Origin of the sequence: Fundicoccus sp. Sow4_F4 (assembly GCF_052116145.1) — a bacterium.
Classification (GTDB): domain Bacteria; phylum Bacillota; class Bacilli; order Lactobacillales; family Aerococcaceae; genus Fundicoccus.
Genome location: NZ_JBQKLQ010000002.1, coordinates 268,935 through 287,577, shown reverse-complemented (window position 1 = coordinate 287,577; position 18,643 = coordinate 268,935). Strand labels below are relative to the sequence as shown.

Genomic DNA, 18,643 nt, shown 5'->3' with positions numbered 1-18,643 from the left:
ATGAATCTATTGGAAAAAGCGAACGCATTTGTAAAAGATAATAAAAAAGACATGGTTGAAAAATTTAGACCAAAGTTTCATTTAGCGCCTGAATATGGATGGATGAACGACCCCAATGGTTTTGTCTATTATCAAGGGGAATACCATTTGTTTTACCAATCTAATCCATATGATAGCAAGTGGGATACGATGCACTGGGCACATGCTAAATCAAAAGATTTAGTTGAATGGGAGTATCTTCCAATAGCAATCGCACCCGATCAACCCTATGATAAAAATGGCTGTTTCTCAGGTTCAGCTATCGTCGTAGATGATAAATTGGTTTTGATGTATACGGGGGTATACGAGGAAGATGGAATCGTCAGTCAAGTTCAATGTATTGCGACATCGACCGATGGCATCCATTTCGAGAAACATGTTAACAATCCAGTCATTGATCAAGCAAATCTTGGTGAAGTAGGAACGACAGTTGACTTTAGAGATCCTAAAGTCTTCAAAAGAGGAGACACCTATTATTCAGTAGTTGCGTCAAAAACGCTGGATGAACAGAAGTCTCAAGGACAAATATTTATTTTTAGTTCAAGCGATTTAATCGAATGGTCACAAGCGTCTGTGCTTCTTGAAGGAAATGATCAATTAGGCAATATATGGGAATGTCCTGATTTATTTGAAATTGACGGAGAAGACATCCTTGTGTTAAGCCCAATGAACATGCCGATGGAAGGGAATCAATATCAAAACCTAAATTCATCAATAGCCTTCTTAGGAAAAGTCGATTGGGAAACTCTTTCATTCGAAGTGAAAAGCTACCACGAAATTGACCATGGGCTAGATTATTATGCGCCTCAAACGTGTCTAGATGATCAAGGACGAAGAATCATTGTGGCTTGGCAACAAATGTGGGGTCGAACTAACGTATTGGACGAACTACAACATGGTTGGTCAGGTATGATGACATTCCCTCGAGTGTTATCTGTAGAAGACGGTAAATTAATTCAAACAATTCCAACTGAATTTTACGATCGCTTATCAACTTTGGGCGATGATAAAGAAGAGTTTAAAGAGCAACACTTCATTGAGAATGAAAAGGTTAACTATCTTAAAATTGAATCAGCATCTGAATTAACTGATCTGTCGATTAAAATTGGGAATGACACAGAAGAGTATTTCTCGATTAACTTGGAAGAAAATGTTGTTTCGATTTCAAGAAAGTATGTGAATCCTGAGATTACAGGGGAAGCAACCTATACTAATGAGCGTTCAATGGACATCAATCCAGTTAAAGTTGTTGAAGTTTTAATTGATACGTCTTCAATTGAAGTATACGTTGATGGAAAAGCGATGAGTAGCACGGTTTATTTCGCTTCGCCAATTAAAACAATTGAAATACACAGTGAAACTAAAGAAACTAAAGAAGTAACGATAAGTGAAATTAATTAATCGTTAAACTCATTTATATAAAAAAGAATTTAAACTACACACATATATATAAATATGAACAAAAACGCTCCTATAGCTAGCTTTGGCTAAACATAGGAGCGTTTTGTTCGTTTATCTACGAATCAGTAAAAAAATCGCTTGATTTCTGCTTCAGCCGTTTCAGGCGTATCTGATCCATGAATGAGATTGTAAGTCACATCAGTCGCATAGTCTCCGCGAATGGTTCCAGGCGCTGCTTCAAAGACATTGGTTGGCCCCATCATGGCACGCATGCCTCGAATAACGTCTTCACCTTCAAGAACCATGCCAAAGACAGGGCCAGATAACATATAGCGTTCCAGTTTAGGATAGAAAGGCTGGTCAGTTAAGTGGGCATAATGCTCGGCAATGATAGGCGCATCAAGTGTCATCAATTTGGCTTGTACGATACGGTAACCTTTCTTTTCAATACGTGAAATCACGTCACCCATCATGCCACGCTTGACACAGTCTGGTTTCAACATGATGTATGTTTGTTGAATGGTCATCTGATCACTCTCCTAAAGCTTATTTTTACCATTATATCAAGAAAATGATGACAATGCGCTTGACTGACTTTTATTGTAACTTCTTTTACCTCACTTTCGTGTTGTGTGAAAAATATGGCGAACTAGCCATTTATCAGTTAGAATTAGGTAGAGTCATAAAGATAACACAAGCCAATTTAATTGAACGGTTCACTATAGCATGTCAAAGAATCAGTACGCAATAAAATGCAGTAAGGAGACTAAGGATGTTAACAGAATTATTAGAACACTTAAATGCAGGCAAGGCTTTATTGCCAGGTAGTGATTTAAGTCAGTTAATGAACGAGATTAGTTCAGATACACGTAAAAGACTAGGAGAGGCCAATACCGCTGGATATCTAAACGAGGACGAAATGCATGAGATAGTTCAAGGGGTTTTAAATTATGATATTCCCAAGTCTGTCAAAATTTGGCAACCTTTTTATATGGATTTCGGGCGTAATATACGCTTTGGTGAAAATGTGTTTATTAACGCGAATGTGCATATGCAAGATCAAGGAGGCATTCAAATCGGTAACAACGTATTAATCGGTCACCAAGTGGTCTTAGCAACTTTAGACCATGACTTGTTACCGGCAGATCGAGGCGTTCTACATCCAGCTAAAATCGTCATAGAAGATGATGTATGGATTGGGTCAAACGCGACTATTACAAAAGGTGTGACGATTGGACATGGTTCAGTCATTGCGGCTGGAAGCGTCGTAACAAAAGACGTACCGCCATTGTCGATTGTTGGCGGTGTTCCAGCAAAAGTGATTAATAAGATAAACAAACTAAAAAGAGGGATTATATGATTGCAAAAAATGAAGAAGAAATTAATGGGCTAAAAGAAATTGGTAGAATTTGTGGCATGATTCGTAATGAATTAGTCGCATATACTAAGCCGGGGATAACGACTCAAGAGTTGGATGATTTAGCCAAAGATTATTTTGAAAGAGAGGGCGCTCAATCGGCGCCAATTGAAATTTATGATTTTCCCGGCAATGTGTGCATTAGTATTAATGAAGAAGTTGCCCATGGAATTCCCGGCGATCGCGTGATTGAAGAGGGCGATATTGTCAATATTGATGTGTCGGGTTCTAAGGATGGTTATTTCGCGGATACGGGGATTTCTTTTGTTGTGGGCGAAGGACATCCACATGCGCATTTAGTGTGTAAAGTTGCCAAGGAAGCCTTCGATGCTGGTCTTCTTAAAGCAAAACCAGGTTCTAAGTTAAGTGGTCTGGGTAAAGCCGTTCATAATACAGCCCGTCGTCATGGCTTGACGGTCATTAAAGATTTGACGGGGCATGGTATCGGTCGTTCGATTCATGAGGAGCCAGAACACGTCTTAAACTACTTTTCGCGTTGGGATGATGAGATACTAGTCGATGGCTTGGTGATTGCCTTTGAACCCTTTATTTCGACCTTGGAAGAAGAAGTGGAACAAGCGGATGATGGCTGGACCTTATATACAGAAGAAAGCATCGTGGCTCAATATGAACACACGCTGATCATCACCAATGAAGGGCCAATTATAACGACCCTTTAAGGGGGGATATGACTATGAAGCAGCTACCGCAACTTAAAAGAGTTGGAGGTGGCTGTTTTGTTTAGGTGGTGTCGGCTAGCGCTTTGCCTACTTATATAGTAAGATAATGAAGTATGAAAATTCTTGAGCAAGCAAAGAAAGGTGGCGTCATGGGGACAGTCTATATCAATATTGTCTTTATATTTGTCTTAATGTTTCTAGGTTACTCTTTGACCTACAAGGGCTGGTTTAATGATACCGTTGGAGATGCTTTCTCTAAGCTGGTACTTCAAATTGCCTTGCCGTCTAGTATGTTTCTGACGATTACACGTAATTTTACGCAAGCAGAATTTCTGGAATTAGCCAAAGGAACGATTGTGCCACTTGTTTCGATGCTACTGACATTTGTGGTCAGTTTTATTTATATTAAAGTCTTTAAGGTAGCTGTTTCAAGGCGTGGTATTTTTTCAACCGCCTTTACTTGTTCCAACACAATTTTTATAGGTTTACCGATTAATTATGCAATCTTTGGTAGTCGCGCCATTCCCTTTGCTTTGTTATATTATATCGTCAATACGACCTTATTCTGGACAGTGGGTATTTATTTAATTGCCAGCGACAACCCTCAATTTACCAAAGAGAAAGTTCAATTTAATCCACTGGTTGCTTTGAAGAAGATATTCTCACCAGCGCTCGGCGGTTTTATGCTGGGAGTGACTTGGGTCTTAATCCAGTTGCCTTTGCCTGAGTCAGTCACAACCTTCCTAGCTTATTTGGCTAATTTAACGACACCACTGTCGATGTTTATTATTGGTATTATTGTTTATGGTGTTGGGATTACTAAACTGAGCTTGGATAAAGAAATTATTGGGGTTTTGGTGGGACGCTATCTAATCTCACCACTACTAGTTTGGGCTGTTGGCCAGTTTGTCACCGTGCCACCTCTGATGTTATCGGTATTTATTATTCAAGCAGCTATGCCTGTGCAGAATTCTATTCCGATTCTAGCGCGTTCTTATCAAGCGGACCAGAAATTTGCGGCTTCAAGTTTAGGCTATTCAGTCTTACTTTATTTACTGTATATTCCAGTGTTATTGAAAATTATATTGTAGTCATATGAAATGAAAAACCTTCTGCCGCTATCCTATAAAGGGAAGTGGTTGGAGTTTTTTTGTGAATAGCTATATAAAAGAAAAACATATCTTCAAATTTTTGATCCAAAGCAATACAGATTCTATATTATAAATATTATGCTGCTCTCAAAGTCCTACCAAGTGACTATTATTATTAGCAATGGATTCCTCCTTGTACCGCTTTGGAAAACAAGTCGCTGAGCTGCGCAGGATAGTTCAAAAAAATATTGATGTATTATCAAGTTAAAACTAATAAACGGAATTTAAAGGACTTGGATTTGTACGGATTTATCTAGTCTATTAGAAAGATAAGAATGGAAGTAAGAGGAGCATTCGATGAATGTAGAATTGACAAGGTTTAGAGTAAAACCTAGTAAGAGCCAACAAGTCGATGAATGGTTGGCCTTTCTAAATGGCAATATGCAAGATGTCTTAGTCACATTAGAAGGCGAAAAGATGTATATTGAAACGATTTTCAGAGAAATTTTAAACGGTGAAGAATACTTATATTGGTACTCTGTCCAAGGTGAGGGTGGACAAGACGTTGGAACCTCAAGTCACTGGATTGATAAAAAGCACCTAGAATATTGGGAAGAGTGTATCGATCCGACTTTTATTCCAGTAGACTTAACGCCTGAAGTCGTGATGATTCCTGAAAAAGTCCGTAATAGCATGAACTGAATCTATTAATAGAATATATATTGTGAGGTGAGCTAGAGCTTGCCTTTTTGAGTTTTATAAGGAATAAACACCGCTTATACTTCGCCCAGCTTATTGTTTTTCCAAGGCGGTAGTCGCATTCAAAGTCTCACGGTTGTGAGGGATTTTCCAGTTCAAGCGGCTAGGGTATGACTACTTCGTTGTGCTACGTGTGGTCGTTCAACAAAAGTAGTTTTGTATTATCAAGTTAAAACTGATAGACGGAATTTAATGACATCGAGCGTAGGGATAGTATTTAAAGGGATTGAGATGACAGACTCTGTGCACCTTACTCCGCTATTAATAATTTATTTGCAACTTTTTAATAACTGTTGCATATAAAGGAAATAAAATTGGTTATGTAAGCGTTATAAATATACAATGAGAATTAATAAAATGGAGGAGTTGAGACTTATGTTGAAATTAATCAATAAAGTACCAGCCGGAACATTTCTCGTTCCACTAATAATTAGTATGGTGCTATATACTTTTTGGCCTGATTTATTTAAAGTAGGTGGTTTTACTGAAGCGATGTTTAGTAGTGCGGGTGTGAATCTTATTTCAGGTTTATTAGCTTTTGCGACAGGCTCACGAATAAACATTCAAATTTTGAAGCGTCTATTAAAGCATCAAGGAGCCTTATTGTTAGTCAAAATCGTCATCGCAACTATTTTGTCATTTGCTTTCTTGGCTTTATTTGGGCATCAAGGGATTTGGGGAATTTCAGGAGTTGCATTTGTAGCAGCTATGTTTAGTGTCAATCCCGCTATGCAGTTGTCTATCTTAGAAGAATACGGTTATGAAGAAGACGGCATGATTATAGGTCTATCAACGTCAGTGACTTTGCCGATTTTGCCCATGATTATTTATAGTACGTTCTTTTCAGCAGAAGGATTGACGGGTATTAATTGGTCACCGATATTGTCCGCACTATTCCCATTAATAATCGGTTTTATCTTAGGGAATATTGATCCCGCTTTCGGCAAGTTGTTCGGTCCATTAGTTGGAGCCTTATTACCATTTTTAGGTTGGAATTTAGGTCAAAGTATGAACTTTATGGAAGCTTTGAAATCCGGTGGTGCAGGAATCCTATTAACTGTCATTTTCTTGTTGGTAATGTCAGTTCTGTATGTAGCAGATACTAAATGGTTGAAACATGACGGTTTATCGGCTTTTGCGATGATGTCAGTGGCTGGGGTGTCAACAATCGTGGCACCAACAATTGCGCATGTATTCCCAGAAATTGAACCATTTGTCACATCTGCTAGTTCACAAATACTATTTGCCTCAATTATTACGTCACTCTTTATTCCGTTTGTAATTGGGAAAAAGTATAAGAAGGTGTAGCAAGTATAAATTAGAAAAAATGTTAATTTATTTGATAGGCATATGATATGCCAACGCAACTTAGTATATAAATACTTTATAACAAACAAAACCCAGCTGTTTATTTAACGGCAGGGTTTTATTTATGTGTGTGTAAATATTAATAATTTTAGAAATCAAAGTGTGTAACAGTTAAATTTTCCTCAGCAATGTAATTCACATCTTCTAAGCTTACTTCAGGGTATAAAATTAAACAATTAACAGTCGAAAAAGCAATAACTCGTTTAACTGTTCGCTATACTAAAAGGCTTTGCTCAAAACTAAGAGTTCGAGCAAAGCCTGTTTTTGATTATTTGACGAATTGAGTAAATACGAATGGAGTGTGAAAGAATACTATATCTCGAAATAAATCTAAGAATAGTAAGTTTTTACAACAATATCTTGCTCATGATTACCAAAATTTTTACCAAATAGCGTTAATCCACCGACGTTTTCAGCATCTTGATTTACTTCAAACTTTAGATTCCAGACTTCGAAACCTTGATGAATGTCATCAATAGTTATGTCTGATAGTAAGTCCCCATCTATATAGGTACCATGTTTAGTGATTCGAATGGTTTTAAGTAAGCCATATTGATTTAAGTTATCTGGCCAGTAATCTGGATTGAGTTTACCTCTAGTATCTGCAAAATCTCCAGGGCTAGTCCAAATACCAAGTTTAATGTCATTGAGACAGAAAGTAATGTCTGATGGCCAAACGTCATTTGAGAAAGGGAATTCAGAACTTAACTCCATGCTGATATCAATTTGCTGTAAAGTGTCTGCTTCTTTAAGCAAATTAGGTGTTTTATATTCAACATATCCTGATGTAAACCACAGAATATTTGCATTCATGCGTCTTGAATCCATGAAAAACCTAGGCTCATCTACTTGACCAATGAAATCAGTATCATCCGCTAATCCGCAGGTTGGTTGAATCTGATAATCAGTATAGTGGCCAATTGGGATTGAAGATTCATAAACTTCGAAAGAGGGGTAAATTTTTGTCGGGAATACGACATTAATTTGATCAACTTTTAAAATTGATACTTTCTGAAGTCCAGATACACCTGGAATTCTTTCTGTTTTTATTAATTCGGCTTCTTCAAGTTTTTTGATATGTTTAGAGATAATGGCACTACTTAAATTTAGTTCTGTTGCGAGTTCTTTGATATTCATTTTTTTAAGAGATAAAAGTTGGATAATTTTTAGTCGCACATCACTTGCTAATGCTTCAAACGTTGCTAATGATGCTTCAGAAATATCTAATTGCATTAAGTCACCTACTTTCTTTCTATTAACTTAAATATAATATAAAGCTTTATTTGATTAATGTCAAGGTTAAGTTCATTTTCGTGTTTCTAAAGGGAATATTTGGGTATAAGTGTCTCTTGTGTTGTTATATAAGTGTTTGTATAGTTTGTTTGGATTAAAATGAGATTAATGAAAACGTTGATTTAAAGAAAATAAATTTAGAGAGAGTAACGATAAAGTTATTGACAACGCTTACTTATGTGTATATGATTGACATATAAGTTGAACAAGGATTGAGTTTTGCATTGGTTTTTTTATAAAACAACAAAAAATATAGTATTAATTAGGCAATCAAGTCTTTGGTTAACTAAAGTATTAAGTATGATAATGTAGATGAGGGGAATAGTATGACACAGAAAAAAATTATTTATCAAAATCCGATTGTTTTAGAACGAGCTGATCCATGGGTATATAAACATTCAGACGGTTATTATTATTTTACAGGATCAGTACCAGGTTATCAGGAGATTGAAGTCAGACGCGCTCGGACGCTTAATGAGTTAGAGACTGGTGAATGTGTAACAATTTGGAATGCTCACGTTGAAGGAGAGATGAGCAGATTGATTTGGGCTCCTGAAATTCATTTTATCAGAGGAAAATGGTACATCTATTTTGCAGCAGCTGGCAGTGCAGAGACTGCAGATGGAACGTTTCAACATCGAATGTATGCACTTGAGTGCTCTGATGAAAATCCGTTAACTGGTAAGTGGATTGAAAAAGGTCAAATTAAGACACATCTAGAAAGTTTTAGTTTGGACGCGACGGTTTTCGAACACCAAGAAAAATTGTATTACGTTTGGGCTCAGAAAGATCCTGAAATAGAAGGCAACTCAAATCTTTACATTTCAGAAATGGCAACGCCTTGGCAATTGCAAGGTGAAATTACGATGCTATCAATCCCTGAATATGATTGGGAAATAATTGGTTTTTGGGTCAATGAAGGGCCAGCAGTTATAAAACGAAACGGAAAAGTATTTATAGCTTATTCAGGCAGTGCAACAGATGAAAATTATTGTATGGGTCTACTTTGGGCTGAGGAGAATTCAGACTTATTGGATGCTGAAAGTTGGACCAAGAGTCCAGAACCTGTATTTGTTTCTAGTGAAGCTAATTCTTTGTTTGGACCAGGACATAATAGTTTTACGGTAAGTGAAGATGGGAAAAAGGATGTGTTAATTTATCATGCAAGACCTGAAAAAGTTACGGAGATTGAACCACTAGACGTACCAGATCGTCATGCAAATGCGCAGGTATTTACTTGGGATGAAAATGGATTCCCTGTGTTTGGAAAACCAGGGCAATAATAAACATACTATAGGAGAGAGTAAATGAGTAAAATTCAAATTAATTCACAGCGTCAATTAGGAAAGATTAGTAAGTATATTTATGGTCAATTTGCGGAGCACTTAGGTCGTTGTGTTTACGAAGGTGTTTGGGTGGGGGAAGAGTCAAATATCCCTAATGTAAAAGGTATTCGTCAAGATGTGGTTGAGGCATTGCGTGCGATTCAAGTTCCCGTGATTCGTTGGCCGGGTGGATGTTTTGCGGATGAATATCATTGGAAAGATGGGATTGGTCCAAAAGAAAATCGTAAATCGATGGTCAATACGAATTGGGGCGGCGTAACGGAAAACAACCATTTCGGTACACATGAATTTTTCGAATTATGTGAACAAATTGGTGCAGAAGTTTATATTAATGGAAATGTCGGGAGTGGAACTGTCCAAGAAATGTCTGAATGGGTTGAATACATGACAATGCCTGGGCAATCACCAATGGCGGATTGGCGTCGTGAGAACGGAAGAGATTTCCCTTGGAAAGTTAAATTTTTCGGTGTAGGTAACGAGAGCTGGGGATGTGGTGGAAATATGCGTCCAGAATATTATGCAGATCTCTATCGACAATATCAAACTTACGTACGTCATTATTCTCAAGATAGGATCTATAAAATTGCTTGTGGACCTAACGTTGATGATTATCATTGGATGGAAGTGTTGATGCGTAATGCTGGCCATTTTTTGGACGGCATTAGTTTACACCATTATGCGTTAGCATCATATTGGGAAAATAAAAGACCAGCAACAGGGTTTCCAGAAGAAGAGTGGTTTTCATTAATTGATAGCGCTTTAAAAATGGATGAGTTGATTACAAAACACAGTACAATTATGGACAAGTATGACCCTGATAAAAGAGTTGGTTTGATTGTTGATGAATGGGGATCTTGGTTGGCAGTAGAACCACATACTAATCCTGGATTTTTATATCAGCAGAATACAATTCGAGATGCAATGATTGCTAGTTTAACATTGAATATTTTCCATCGCCATAATGAGAGAGTACATATGGCAAATATTGCTCAGATGGTTAATGTATTACAAGCAATGCTATTAACAAAAGGTGACCAAATGATTAAAACACCTACCTATTACGTGTTTGATTTATATAAAAATCATATGGATGCTGAGCTAATTGATACGACAGGATTGGGATCGGAACATACAGATTACACCATTTCGAAAAAAGAGAATGTACTTACAATTTCGATTTGTAATTATGACTTAAATCATTCAGATGAGATAACTTTTGACATTAGAGATGCTCAAGTGTCTTCAGTGATTGCGGAAGCTTTAGTAGGTACCGAGATGGATCAACATAACACTTTTGAAAATCCAGACAATTTAGTCAAAACAAACTTTACAAACTTTAATTTAAATGATAATCATACACTAACAGTTAATGTTCCACCAATGAGTGTAGTTTCGTTATATGTTCAAACAAGTTAATGAAATAATAATATCTAGAAAAGAGGACTTTATTTAATGGAAGCAAAGATGAGGATTTCAAGAGACTATCGAATTTCTGAAATTGATAAACGAATTTATGGCTCATTTGTTGAGCATATGGGACGGTGTGTGTATGAAGGGATTTATGAACCACAACATGAAACTGCAGATCCGCAAGGATTCCGCGATGATGTGAAGGAGCTAGTAGCAGAATTAAACGTTCCTTTGTTGCGTTATCCTGGTGGAAACTTTCTGTCAGGCTATAACTGGGAAGATGGTATTGGACCGCGAGAGAACAGACCTCGTCGTTTAGATTTAGCTTGGAAAACAATCGAAACTAATGAAGTTGGTCTGCATGAATTTATTGAATGGGCAGAGGAAGTAAACTCTGAAGTTAATATGGCAGTTAACTTAGGAACAGGAACGATTGACGACGCGCGTCGAATTGTCGAATATTGTAATTTCCCAGGTGGGACTGAATTAAGCGAATTGAGAAAACAACATGGTCGTGAGAAACCCTTTGGAATTAAAACATGGAGTTTAGGGAATGAAATGGATGGCCCGTGGCAAATCGGCCAGAAAACGGCTGAAGATTATGGGAAATTAGCAGCTCAAGCTGGGAAATTAATGAAATTAGTGGATGACTCTATTGAGTTGGTATTATGTGGGAGTTCAAGTACGGAAATGCCAACATTTGCTTCTTGGGAAGCCGAAGTATTAGATCAAGCTTATGAGTATGTGGATTATATATCATTGCACCGTTATTACGGAAATCAAGAAAATGATTTAAGTAATTACTTAGCAAAATCTTTAGACATGGATTTCTTTATTAAGAGTGTCACGGCTATTGCAGATTATATTAAGGCTAAGAAGAAAAGTGATAAGACAATTCATTTATCGTTTGATGAATGGAATGTTTGGTATCATTCTCACGAAGAAACACATAATACAGAACCATGGCAAGTTGCACCGCCAATTCTACAAGATATTTATAACTTTGAAGATGCATTACTGGTTGGTTGTTTATTAATTACGCTATTAAAGAATAGTGACCGTGTGAAAATTGCTTGTTTGGCACAGTTAGTGAACGTTATTGCGCCGATTATGACTGAAAAAGATGGTAGAGCTTGGAAACAGACTATTTTCTATCCGTTTCAACAAGTGTCTGACTTTGGTCGTGGTATTGCTTTAACACCGAATGTTCATGTAGCAAGCTATGATTCAAAAGATTTTAAAGAGGTTCCTTATTTAGAGTCAATAGCAGTATTAAATGAAGAGCAACAAGAGTTAGTTATTTTTGCAGTCAATCGCTCTGAATCAGAAGCAATCAATTTTGAAGCATTGATTAGTGAAATTGACGTAACATCTGTGATTGAATTCAGTCAGATGAGTGGATTTGGTATTAAAGATATCAATGATAAGGATTGCGAACGCGTTTATCCAACGCAGAGTCAAGCAATTACTTTAGATGACGATAAAGTAAGTGCTACATTAGAGCCATTATCTTGGAATGTTATTCGTTTGAGTATCGCATAATATTTAATTGTTAAAGGAGTTAGGTTTAATGCTGTTAAACAATTGGAAAACCTATCCAAAAACTAGGCTATCAATTCATGACCCGGCTGTTATTCAAGTTGAAGAAACAGTTTATGTATTTGGTACGCATCTAACCGCTGCCAAATCAAACGATTTAATCAATTGGCAAGTTGCACATCGAACAGAATATGAAGCAATGGAAGAAAATTATTTATTAGGTAATGTAGTTGAAAATTTAGCTAGCTCACTTATGTGGGCTGGCTATGATGATGCGGATACAGAAGGTGGATACGGTCTTTGGGCGCCAGATATTATTTGGAATCCTTATTATCGAAATCAAGATGGTTCCGAAGGTGCTTATTTATATTTTTATTCTACTTCTTCAACTTGGAGAAGGTCTGCGATAGGTTTTGCTGTAGCACCAAACATTGAGAACGCTTTTATTTATGGAGATACAATTGTCTATTCAGGTTTTACTAAAGTTGATGCAACTGACAAGTCCGAACGGAACATTAACTATCGATATACGCATTTGCAACATTTAATCGATAGTGGACAAGTAGCTAGCTTTAGTGAGAATTGGGTAAAGGATGCAGGTATGACATATAATTCAGACTATGCGCCGAATGCCATTGATCCAAGTGTATTCTTTGATGAAGAGGGACTTTTATGGATGGTATATGGCTCGTGGTCAGGTGGGATTTTTATACTTGAATTAGATATTCATACAGCCTTGCCGAAGTATCCAGGGATTGACTCTTTAACTTCTGACGGACAAGTGATAGATCGTTATTTCGGTAAAAAGTTAGTGGGTGGCTATCATCAGTCCGGTGAAGGTCCCTATATTATATACAATAAAGCGTATGATTATTACTATCTATATATGACCTATGGAGAACTTCGGAGAGATGGTGCATATAATATGCGCGTATTTCGATCAAGAAAACCAGATGGACCTTATTATGATATGTTGGGTCAACAAGCAATTTATCAACCAGCAGATCGTAACGAAGATTATGGGTTAAAGTTAATGGGGAATTATCAATTAACTGAAATAACACCTGGCTATAAATCGCCAGGACATAATTCGTTCATTCATTTTAAAGAAAAAGACTTCATCTTATTCCATACACGTTTCGATCGAAAAGATGAGCAACATGAGTTGCGTATCCATCAAGTGTTAATGACGGCAGACGGATGGCCAGTTGTATTACCTTTCGAGTACCTGGGTGATATAGAACAAACCTTTTTATCTATTGGCGAGCTTGTCGGAAGATACGAGTGGTTGAACCATGGAACTTTAAATGAAGACGAAGTAAAAATAACGCAAGCAATCTATTTACATGAAAATGGGCAGATAAGAGGACATAAAGACGGTAGTTGGTCAAGAAATACTGAGAATGAGTTGCAAATTCAATTAGATGGTATTGAGTTTTCTTGTCGAATATATCTACAGAAAGTAATTGGACATTCAAAAGGACGATTAGTAATCGCTGGAACAGGCCAGAACATGACAGTCTGGGGGATTAAACAAGATGTCTAATTTTACTAAAGCAGCGTCAAGTGAACAATCATATAGTAAAAGGGGTGATGATTCAATGATAAAAACATTAAGCACCATGAAAACGACGATTGTTTTATCAATTTTTTTACTCGCAATGACTGTGTTACCCTTATCTAATGTTTCTGTAGCTGCACAATCTATCGCAATGACCCAAAGTTATGATGCTTTTATTCAGGATAGATTATCTGAGGGGCAAGAAGTATATAAACAAGATGAAATAACGTTTCAAGCAACAGAAATTACCATATCACAACAGAACATAAAAAATGATGCGGTGGTTTTAGAAAATCTTCAACAGATTGAAGTTGAACTTGAAGCACCAGCAACAGGTCTATATTATATGGCATTGACTTATCAAGATGTCACTGAAAGCATTCTCCCGGTTTCAGTTGAAATGACAGTCAATGGAGAGATGCAGTACCAAGAAATGCAAAACCTAGAATTTAAAAGTTTATGGCAACGCGTGAAAGAAGTTCAAAGAGATCGTTATAATAACGAAATTTCTCCAGATATTCATAAAGTGAATCAAGCAGTGACTTCATACCTGACTGCTCGTAATGGTTATCATAATGAACCCTTACTAATTTCATTACAAGCAGGTACGAATAAAATCGAACTAACAAGTACAGAAGGTACGCTTAATCTTTTGACAATCCATTTATTAGGACAGAATGACGTTCCTGTGCTAAATGTTGAGTCGGATCCTATCGTAGAAGTTGCTGGTGATGTGAATGTTACGATTCAAGCTGAAGAGGTTTACAGACAGAATAGTTCTAGCATACGCCCTGGAACAGCTTTTAATGATAATTTAACGCCTTATAGTAATGAATATCGCGTTTTAAACTTTCTGGATGGCGCATCGTTTCGCTATGCTAATGACCAGATCATTTATCAAGTTGAAGTACCCACAGCCGGTTATTATTTTGTAAGTTTACACTATCAACAAGATGCGAGAGTTGATTTTCCGGTGTTTATCAATGTGAGTTTAAACGGTCAAATTCCCTCAGAAAGTTTGATTAATCAAGCACTGCCTTATAGCGCTAGTTATCAAGCTGTAACGTTTATTAATCAAAGCACTCAATCAGATTTGCCAATATATTTTGAAGAGGGTATCAATGAATTGAGCTTCCAGATCACATTGAATCCAGTGAAACATGTTCTGGAAAGAACGGAATCATTAATCAAAGATATTCAAACGCTTTCTTTACAAATTGAAAATTTACTAGGGGGAAGTGTTGATACTAATCGAGATATTGATTTAGGAGATTATATACCGGGTATACCCGAACAACTATTGGAATGGGCAGATGAATTAGCCTTATTGCAAGATGAAGTGATCGCATTGACTAAAATTGATGCAACTCCAGGAGCCTTTCAACAATTAAAACTAGCTGAAAATCAATTGCGTGATTTAGGAGAAAACCCACGTAAAATTGGCAATCGTTGGAATGAATTAGCTAAAGGTGGTGCTTCTGTCACTGCGCATTTAGCTACATTGTTACAGGAAGCAACTGATAATGGTGTGTCAATTGATGAAATTGTGATTCATCAAACAGAAAGCCCTCAAATATCGCAAGTTGGATTTATTGAAGGTATTAGCAATTCTTATCAACGCTTCTTTCAATCGTTTTCATCTCAAGATTACGATGTAGCGAATGATTCCAATAATCTTCAAGTTTGGGTAAATCGACCTCGTCAGTATATCGAAATCATGCAACAAATGATTGACCAAAGTTTTACGGTTGAAACGGGCATTCAAGTTGATTTATCCCTTATGCCTGATCAGAACAAATTAATTTTGGCAAATAGCTCAGGTAATGAACCAGATGTCGCACTAGGGGTAGGTTACGCCTTGCCATTTGATTTGGCTATTCGAGGCGCGCTAGCTGATTTAACGCAATTTGATGGCTTTCAAGAGGCGGTGAGAAATTATTCGAAAAACCTACTAATTCCAGCAGCCATCGGTGAATCTGTTTATGCGATGCCTGAAACGATGAACTTTTACGTGTTGTTTTATCGGAAAGATATTCTAGACTCATTATCTTTGCCTATACCTGACACAATGCAAGAGTTAGTCAATTTACTGCCAGCGTTAAAACAAAGAGGAATGAGTGCTTTCTATCCGACCGCAACATTAGGAACATCTTTCAAAATATTTCCATGGACAATGCCAATGATTTACCAAAGCGGAGGCGATTTCTATACCGATTCAATATTAGAAACAGGCTTATCAACGGATAGAACCATTGAAGGAATGAGAGATCTGACCGATTTATTTACAATCTATAGTTTACCAGTTGATGTACCGAGTTTTTATCAACAATTCAGAGATGGATCAATTCCGATCGGTATTTCTGACTTTGGAACTTATCTAATGATTCTAAATGCAGCGCCAGAAATTGCAAATTTATGGGACATAGCGCTTGTTCCAGGTGTAGAAAATGAAGAAGGAGAAGTACAACGTTGGACATCGGGGGGAGCAGAAAGTTCAATTATGTTTTCGGATAGTGAACGAAAAGATGAGGCATGGGAATTTATGCAATGGTGGTTATCTGCGAAAGTCCAAACTGAGTTTGGTGTATTGCTGCAAACCACATATGGACGTGAATACATGTGGAACACAGCAAATTTAGAAGCATTTGCAGAATTACCATGGTCAACGAGTCATAAAAATGTCATCCTAGAACAATCGCAATGGATTGCTGAGGTGCCAAGAACATTAGGTGGCTATATGGTTGAAAGGGAAGTAAGTAGATTATATACCTCAGTTGTAGTTGATGGTGAAAACTTACGGAAATCTAACGACTTATCGATTAAACGAATTAATCGTGAAGTACTAAGGAAACTAGAAGAGTTTGGATACCTTGTGGATGGTGAGTGGGTGATGCCATATGAGATGCCGAATGTTGAACAATTATTAGTTGAGGAGGGAATATCAAATGACGACTGAGACTCAAAAGAAACGTAAACACGCTGAACATCGTACAAATCTTACATTTCTCTTGCCCTATGTTGCCATGTTTACAATTTTTATTGTAGTGCCTATTTCAGTGGCGATTTTCCTATCTTTGACGAACTTTAATACGATTGAAACACCAGATTTTATTGGTTTAACCAATTATGTCAACTTATTAACGCAAGATGATGTATTTATGCAATATGTTATTCCAAACACCGTCATTTTTGCTTTGATAGTTGGCCCAGGTGGATATGTGTTAGGCTTCTTGTTAGCTTGGGTTTTAGCTCAATTACCTAAGGTCCCACGTACTATCTTAGCGTTAATTTTCTACTCACCATCAATGACTTCTGGTGTTGCGATGACAGTGGTTTGGAGAATTATTTTTAGTGGGAATGAAACAGGTTATATAAATAGTCTATTGTTAAGACTAGGATTTATAACGGAACCCATTGTTTGGACCATTAATGCCGATTATATTCTACCTATAATGATATTAATTGGATTATGGGGAAGTATGGGTGTTGGTTTTTTAGCGATGTTAGCGGGTGTATTAAATGGGGATCAGGAATTATACGAAGCTGCTGCTATTGATGGTATTAAAAATCGTTTTCAAGAGTTAATTTATATTACGATACCTTCGATGCGCCCACAAATGTTCTTTGGTGCTGTCATGGCAATCGTGGGAGCTTTCTCAAATGGATTGATTGGAGTGCAGTTGACCGGCGCTAATCCAGTAACAGGCTCTTATGCTGGTCAATTAATCGTCAATCACATTGATGATTATGGTTTCTTAAGGTATGAAATGGGCTATGCGGCAGCTATTTCAGTCATACTATTAATGATGATCTACTTATTTAGCTATGTAGCCAAACAATTGTTTACGGATTGAGAGGAGGAATGAAATGGCCAAACGAAAAATAGGAATTAACCCTAAGAAATTTGAGGTTAGTCAAATAAAGTTTTATATTATTTTGGCACCTTTTGTAGCCTTTATGTTGCTTCCAATAATCTTTATTGTGAATCATGCCTTTAAACCAATGGACGAATTGTTTGCGTTTCCTCCTACATTTTTTGTTAAGCAACCCAGTTTGGAAAACTTTAAAAATTTATTGAAAGCATCTCAAATATCTAATATTCCACTTAGTAGATATGTGTTCAATAGTCTGGTAGTGACAATTTTAGTAGTCATACTAGCCGTTCTGATTACTTCTATGGCGGGCTATGTTTTATCTAAGAAAAATTTTAAAGGTAAAAAAATCGCACTTGAATTGAATAATACAGCGTTAATGTTTGTTCCAACAGCTGTAACTATTCCAAGATACATTATTATCAATGTTTTAGGTCTTGAGAATAATTTTCTGGCACATATATTACCCTTACTAGCCATGCCAGTAGCGCTCTTTCTAATTAAGCAGTTTATTGATCAGGTGCCAAATGAATTAATTGAAGCCAGTCTGATGGATGGGGCAAGTGAATGGACCGTATATTGGAAAGTAATTATGCCTCTAATTAAGCCGGCTTTAGCAACTGCAGCATTGTTAGTTTTTCAAGCAGTCTGGAATAACATCGAAACATCACAGTTATTTATGACAAGCGATTCATTAAGAACATTGGCTTTTTATCTTAACACATTTGCTGCTAATACTAACCTTGTTGTAGGACAAGGTATTGCCGCAGCTGCTTCGCTAATAATGTTTATACCTAACTTAGTGTTATTCATTATCTTACAAAGCAATGTAATGAACACGATGAATCATTCAGGAATTAAGTAGGT

The 18,643-nt window shown here is 36.9% G+C and carries 14 protein-coding genes and 1 pseudogene; 13 read left to right on the top strand and 2 right to left on the bottom strand.

The window, feature by feature from the left end:
* Nucleotides 1–1,440 carry a glycoside hydrolase family 32 protein gene (locus ACTQ5J_RS05265; protein ID WP_441751190.1) on the top strand — a complete coding sequence of 480 codons (1,440 nt, stop codon included), beginning with the start codon at nt 1–3 and terminating at the stop codon, nt 1,438–1,440.
* A 122-nt stretch (nt 1,441–1,562) separates the two neighbouring features.
* Here the strand turns inward: ACTQ5J_RS05265 and ndk are convergent, their stop codons facing one another.
* A complete protein-coding gene (gene ndk, locus ACTQ5J_RS05260) occupies nt 1,563–1,961 on the bottom strand; it encodes a nucleoside-diphosphate kinase (RefSeq protein ID WP_366927783.1) in 399 nt (132 codons plus the stop codon).
* Between the two features lie 650 nt (nt 1,962–2,611).
* Here ndk and ACTQ5J_RS05255 point away from each other — a divergent pair.
* The 5 genes and pseudogenes from ACTQ5J_RS05255 to ACTQ5J_RS05235 all read left to right on the top strand — a co-directional run.
* Nucleotides 2,612–2,800: pseudogene (locus ACTQ5J_RS05255) on the top strand (DapH/DapD/GlmU-related protein); the annotation flags it as partial.
* Nucleotides 2,797–3,537 (top strand): type I methionyl aminopeptidase, encoded by a 741-nt coding sequence (map, locus tag ACTQ5J_RS05250; RefSeq protein WP_441751188.1) that lies wholly within the window; start codon nt 2,797–2,799, stop codon nt 3,535–3,537. The pseudogene ACTQ5J_RS05255 and the gene map, both read left to right, overlap by 4 nt.
* A 149-nt stretch (nt 3,538–3,686) precedes the next feature.
* Nucleotides 3,687–4,628, top strand: coding sequence for an AEC family transporter (locus ACTQ5J_RS05245; protein WP_441751334.1), 942 nt, complete (start codon nt 3,687–3,689; stop codon nt 4,626–4,628).
* 357 nt (nt 4,629–4,985) lie between these two features.
* On the top strand, nt 4,986–5,330 hold the full coding sequence (locus tag ACTQ5J_RS05240; protein WP_441751186.1) for a DUF6176 family protein: 345 nt from the start codon (nt 4,986–4,988) through the stop codon (nt 5,328–5,330).
* Between the two features lie 432 nt (nt 5,331–5,762).
* On the top strand, nt 5,763–6,695 hold the full coding sequence (locus tag ACTQ5J_RS05235) for a 2-keto-3-deoxygluconate permease (protein ID WP_441751184.1): 933 nt from the start codon (nt 5,763–5,765) through the stop codon (nt 6,693–6,695).
* A gap of 390 nt (nt 6,696–7,085) precedes the next feature.
* Here the strand turns inward: ACTQ5J_RS05235 and ACTQ5J_RS05230 are convergent, their stop codons facing one another.
* The gene (locus tag ACTQ5J_RS05230; RefSeq protein ID WP_441751182.1) at nt 7,086–7,988 is read right to left on the bottom strand and encodes an ArsR/SmtB family transcription factor; all 903 of its coding nucleotides are present in this window, start codon (nt 7,986–7,988) and stop codon (nt 7,086–7,088) included.
* Nucleotides 7,989–8,374: 386 nt separating this feature from the next.
* Between ACTQ5J_RS05230 and ACTQ5J_RS05225 the strand changes: the two genes are divergently transcribed.
* Genes ACTQ5J_RS05225 through ACTQ5J_RS05195 form a run of 7 tightly spaced genes read left to right on the top strand, consistent with a single transcriptional unit; the run spans nt 8,375 to nt 18,641 of the window.
* The gene (locus ACTQ5J_RS05225) at nt 8,375–9,331 is read left to right on the top strand and encodes a glycoside hydrolase family 43 protein (protein WP_441751180.1); all 957 of its coding nucleotides are present in this window, start codon (nt 8,375–8,377) and stop codon (nt 9,329–9,331) included.
* A gap of 24 nt (nt 9,332–9,355) precedes the next feature.
* Nucleotides 9,356–10,810, top strand: coding sequence for an alpha-N-arabinofuranosidase (locus tag ACTQ5J_RS05220; protein ID WP_441751178.1), 1,455 nt, complete (start codon nt 9,356–9,358; stop codon nt 10,808–10,810).
* Between the two features lie 36 nt (nt 10,811–10,846).
* A complete protein-coding gene (gene arfA / locus ACTQ5J_RS05215; protein WP_441751176.1) occupies nt 10,847–12,346 on the top strand; it encodes an arabinosylfuranosidase ArfA in 1,500 nt (499 codons plus the stop codon).
* A 28-nt stretch (nt 12,347–12,374) separates the two neighbouring features.
* Nucleotides 12,375–13,889 carry a family 43 glycosylhydrolase gene (locus ACTQ5J_RS05210; protein ID WP_441751174.1) on the top strand — a complete coding sequence of 505 codons (1,515 nt, stop codon included), beginning with the start codon at nt 12,375–12,377 and terminating at the stop codon, nt 13,887–13,889.
* Nucleotides 13,890–13,944: 55 nt separating this feature from the next.
* On the top strand, nt 13,945–16,860 hold the full coding sequence (locus ACTQ5J_RS05205) for an extracellular solute-binding protein (RefSeq protein WP_441751172.1): 2,916 nt from the start codon (nt 13,945–13,947) through the stop codon (nt 16,858–16,860).
* A complete protein-coding gene (locus ACTQ5J_RS05200) occupies nt 16,850–17,758 on the top strand; it encodes a carbohydrate ABC transporter permease (RefSeq protein WP_441751170.1) in 909 nt (302 codons plus the stop codon). The genes ACTQ5J_RS05205 and ACTQ5J_RS05200 overlap by 11 nt, the downstream gene beginning before the upstream one ends.
* Before the next feature lie 13 nt (nt 17,759–17,771).
* Nucleotides 17,772–18,641 carry a carbohydrate ABC transporter permease gene (locus ACTQ5J_RS05195; protein WP_441751169.1) on the top strand — a complete coding sequence of 290 codons (870 nt, stop codon included), beginning with the start codon at nt 17,772–17,774 and terminating at the stop codon, nt 18,639–18,641.
* The last annotated feature ends 2 nt before the right edge of the window (nt 18,642–18,643 follow it).

Bases quoted from the DNA above. Each gene is read 5' to 3' on its own strand.
- ACTQ5J_RS05265 (WP_441751190.1), top strand. From the start codon at position 1: ATGAATCTATTGGAAAAAGCGAACGCATTTGTAAAAGATAATAAAAAA.
- map (WP_441751188.1), top strand. From the start codon at position 2,797: ATGATTGCAAAAAATGAAGAAGAAATTAATGGGCTAAAAGAAATTGGT.
- ACTQ5J_RS05245 (WP_441751334.1), top strand. From the start codon at position 3,687: ATGGGGACAGTCTATATCAATATTGTCTTTATATTTGTCTTAATGTTT.
- ACTQ5J_RS05240 (WP_441751186.1), top strand. From the start codon at position 4,986: ATGAATGTAGAATTGACAAGGTTTAGAGTAAAACCTAGTAAGAGCCAA.
- ACTQ5J_RS05235 (WP_441751184.1), top strand. From the start codon at position 5,763: ATGTTGAAATTAATCAATAAAGTACCAGCCGGAACATTTCTCGTTCCA.
- ACTQ5J_RS05230 (WP_441751182.1), bottom strand. From the start codon at position 7,988: ATGCAATTAGATATTTCTGAAGCATCATTAGCAACGTTTGAAGCATTA.
- ACTQ5J_RS05225 (WP_441751180.1), top strand. From the start codon at position 8,375: ATGACACAGAAAAAAATTATTTATCAAAATCCGATTGTTTTAGAACGA.
- ACTQ5J_RS05220 (WP_441751178.1), top strand. From the start codon at position 9,356: ATGAGTAAAATTCAAATTAATTCACAGCGTCAATTAGGAAAGATTAGT.
- arfA (WP_441751176.1), top strand. From the start codon at position 10,847: ATGGAAGCAAAGATGAGGATTTCAAGAGACTATCGAATTTCTGAAATT.
- ACTQ5J_RS05210 (WP_441751174.1), top strand. From the start codon at position 12,375: ATGCTGTTAAACAATTGGAAAACCTATCCAAAAACTAGGCTATCAATT.
- ACTQ5J_RS05205 (WP_441751172.1), top strand. From the start codon at position 13,945: ATGATAAAAACATTAAGCACCATGAAAACGACGATTGTTTTATCAATT.
- ACTQ5J_RS05200 (WP_441751170.1), top strand. From the start codon at position 16,850: ATGACGACTGAGACTCAAAAGAAACGTAAACACGCTGAACATCGTACA.
- ACTQ5J_RS05195 (WP_441751169.1), top strand. From the start codon at position 17,772: ATGGCCAAACGAAAAATAGGAATTAACCCTAAGAAATTTGAGGTTAGT.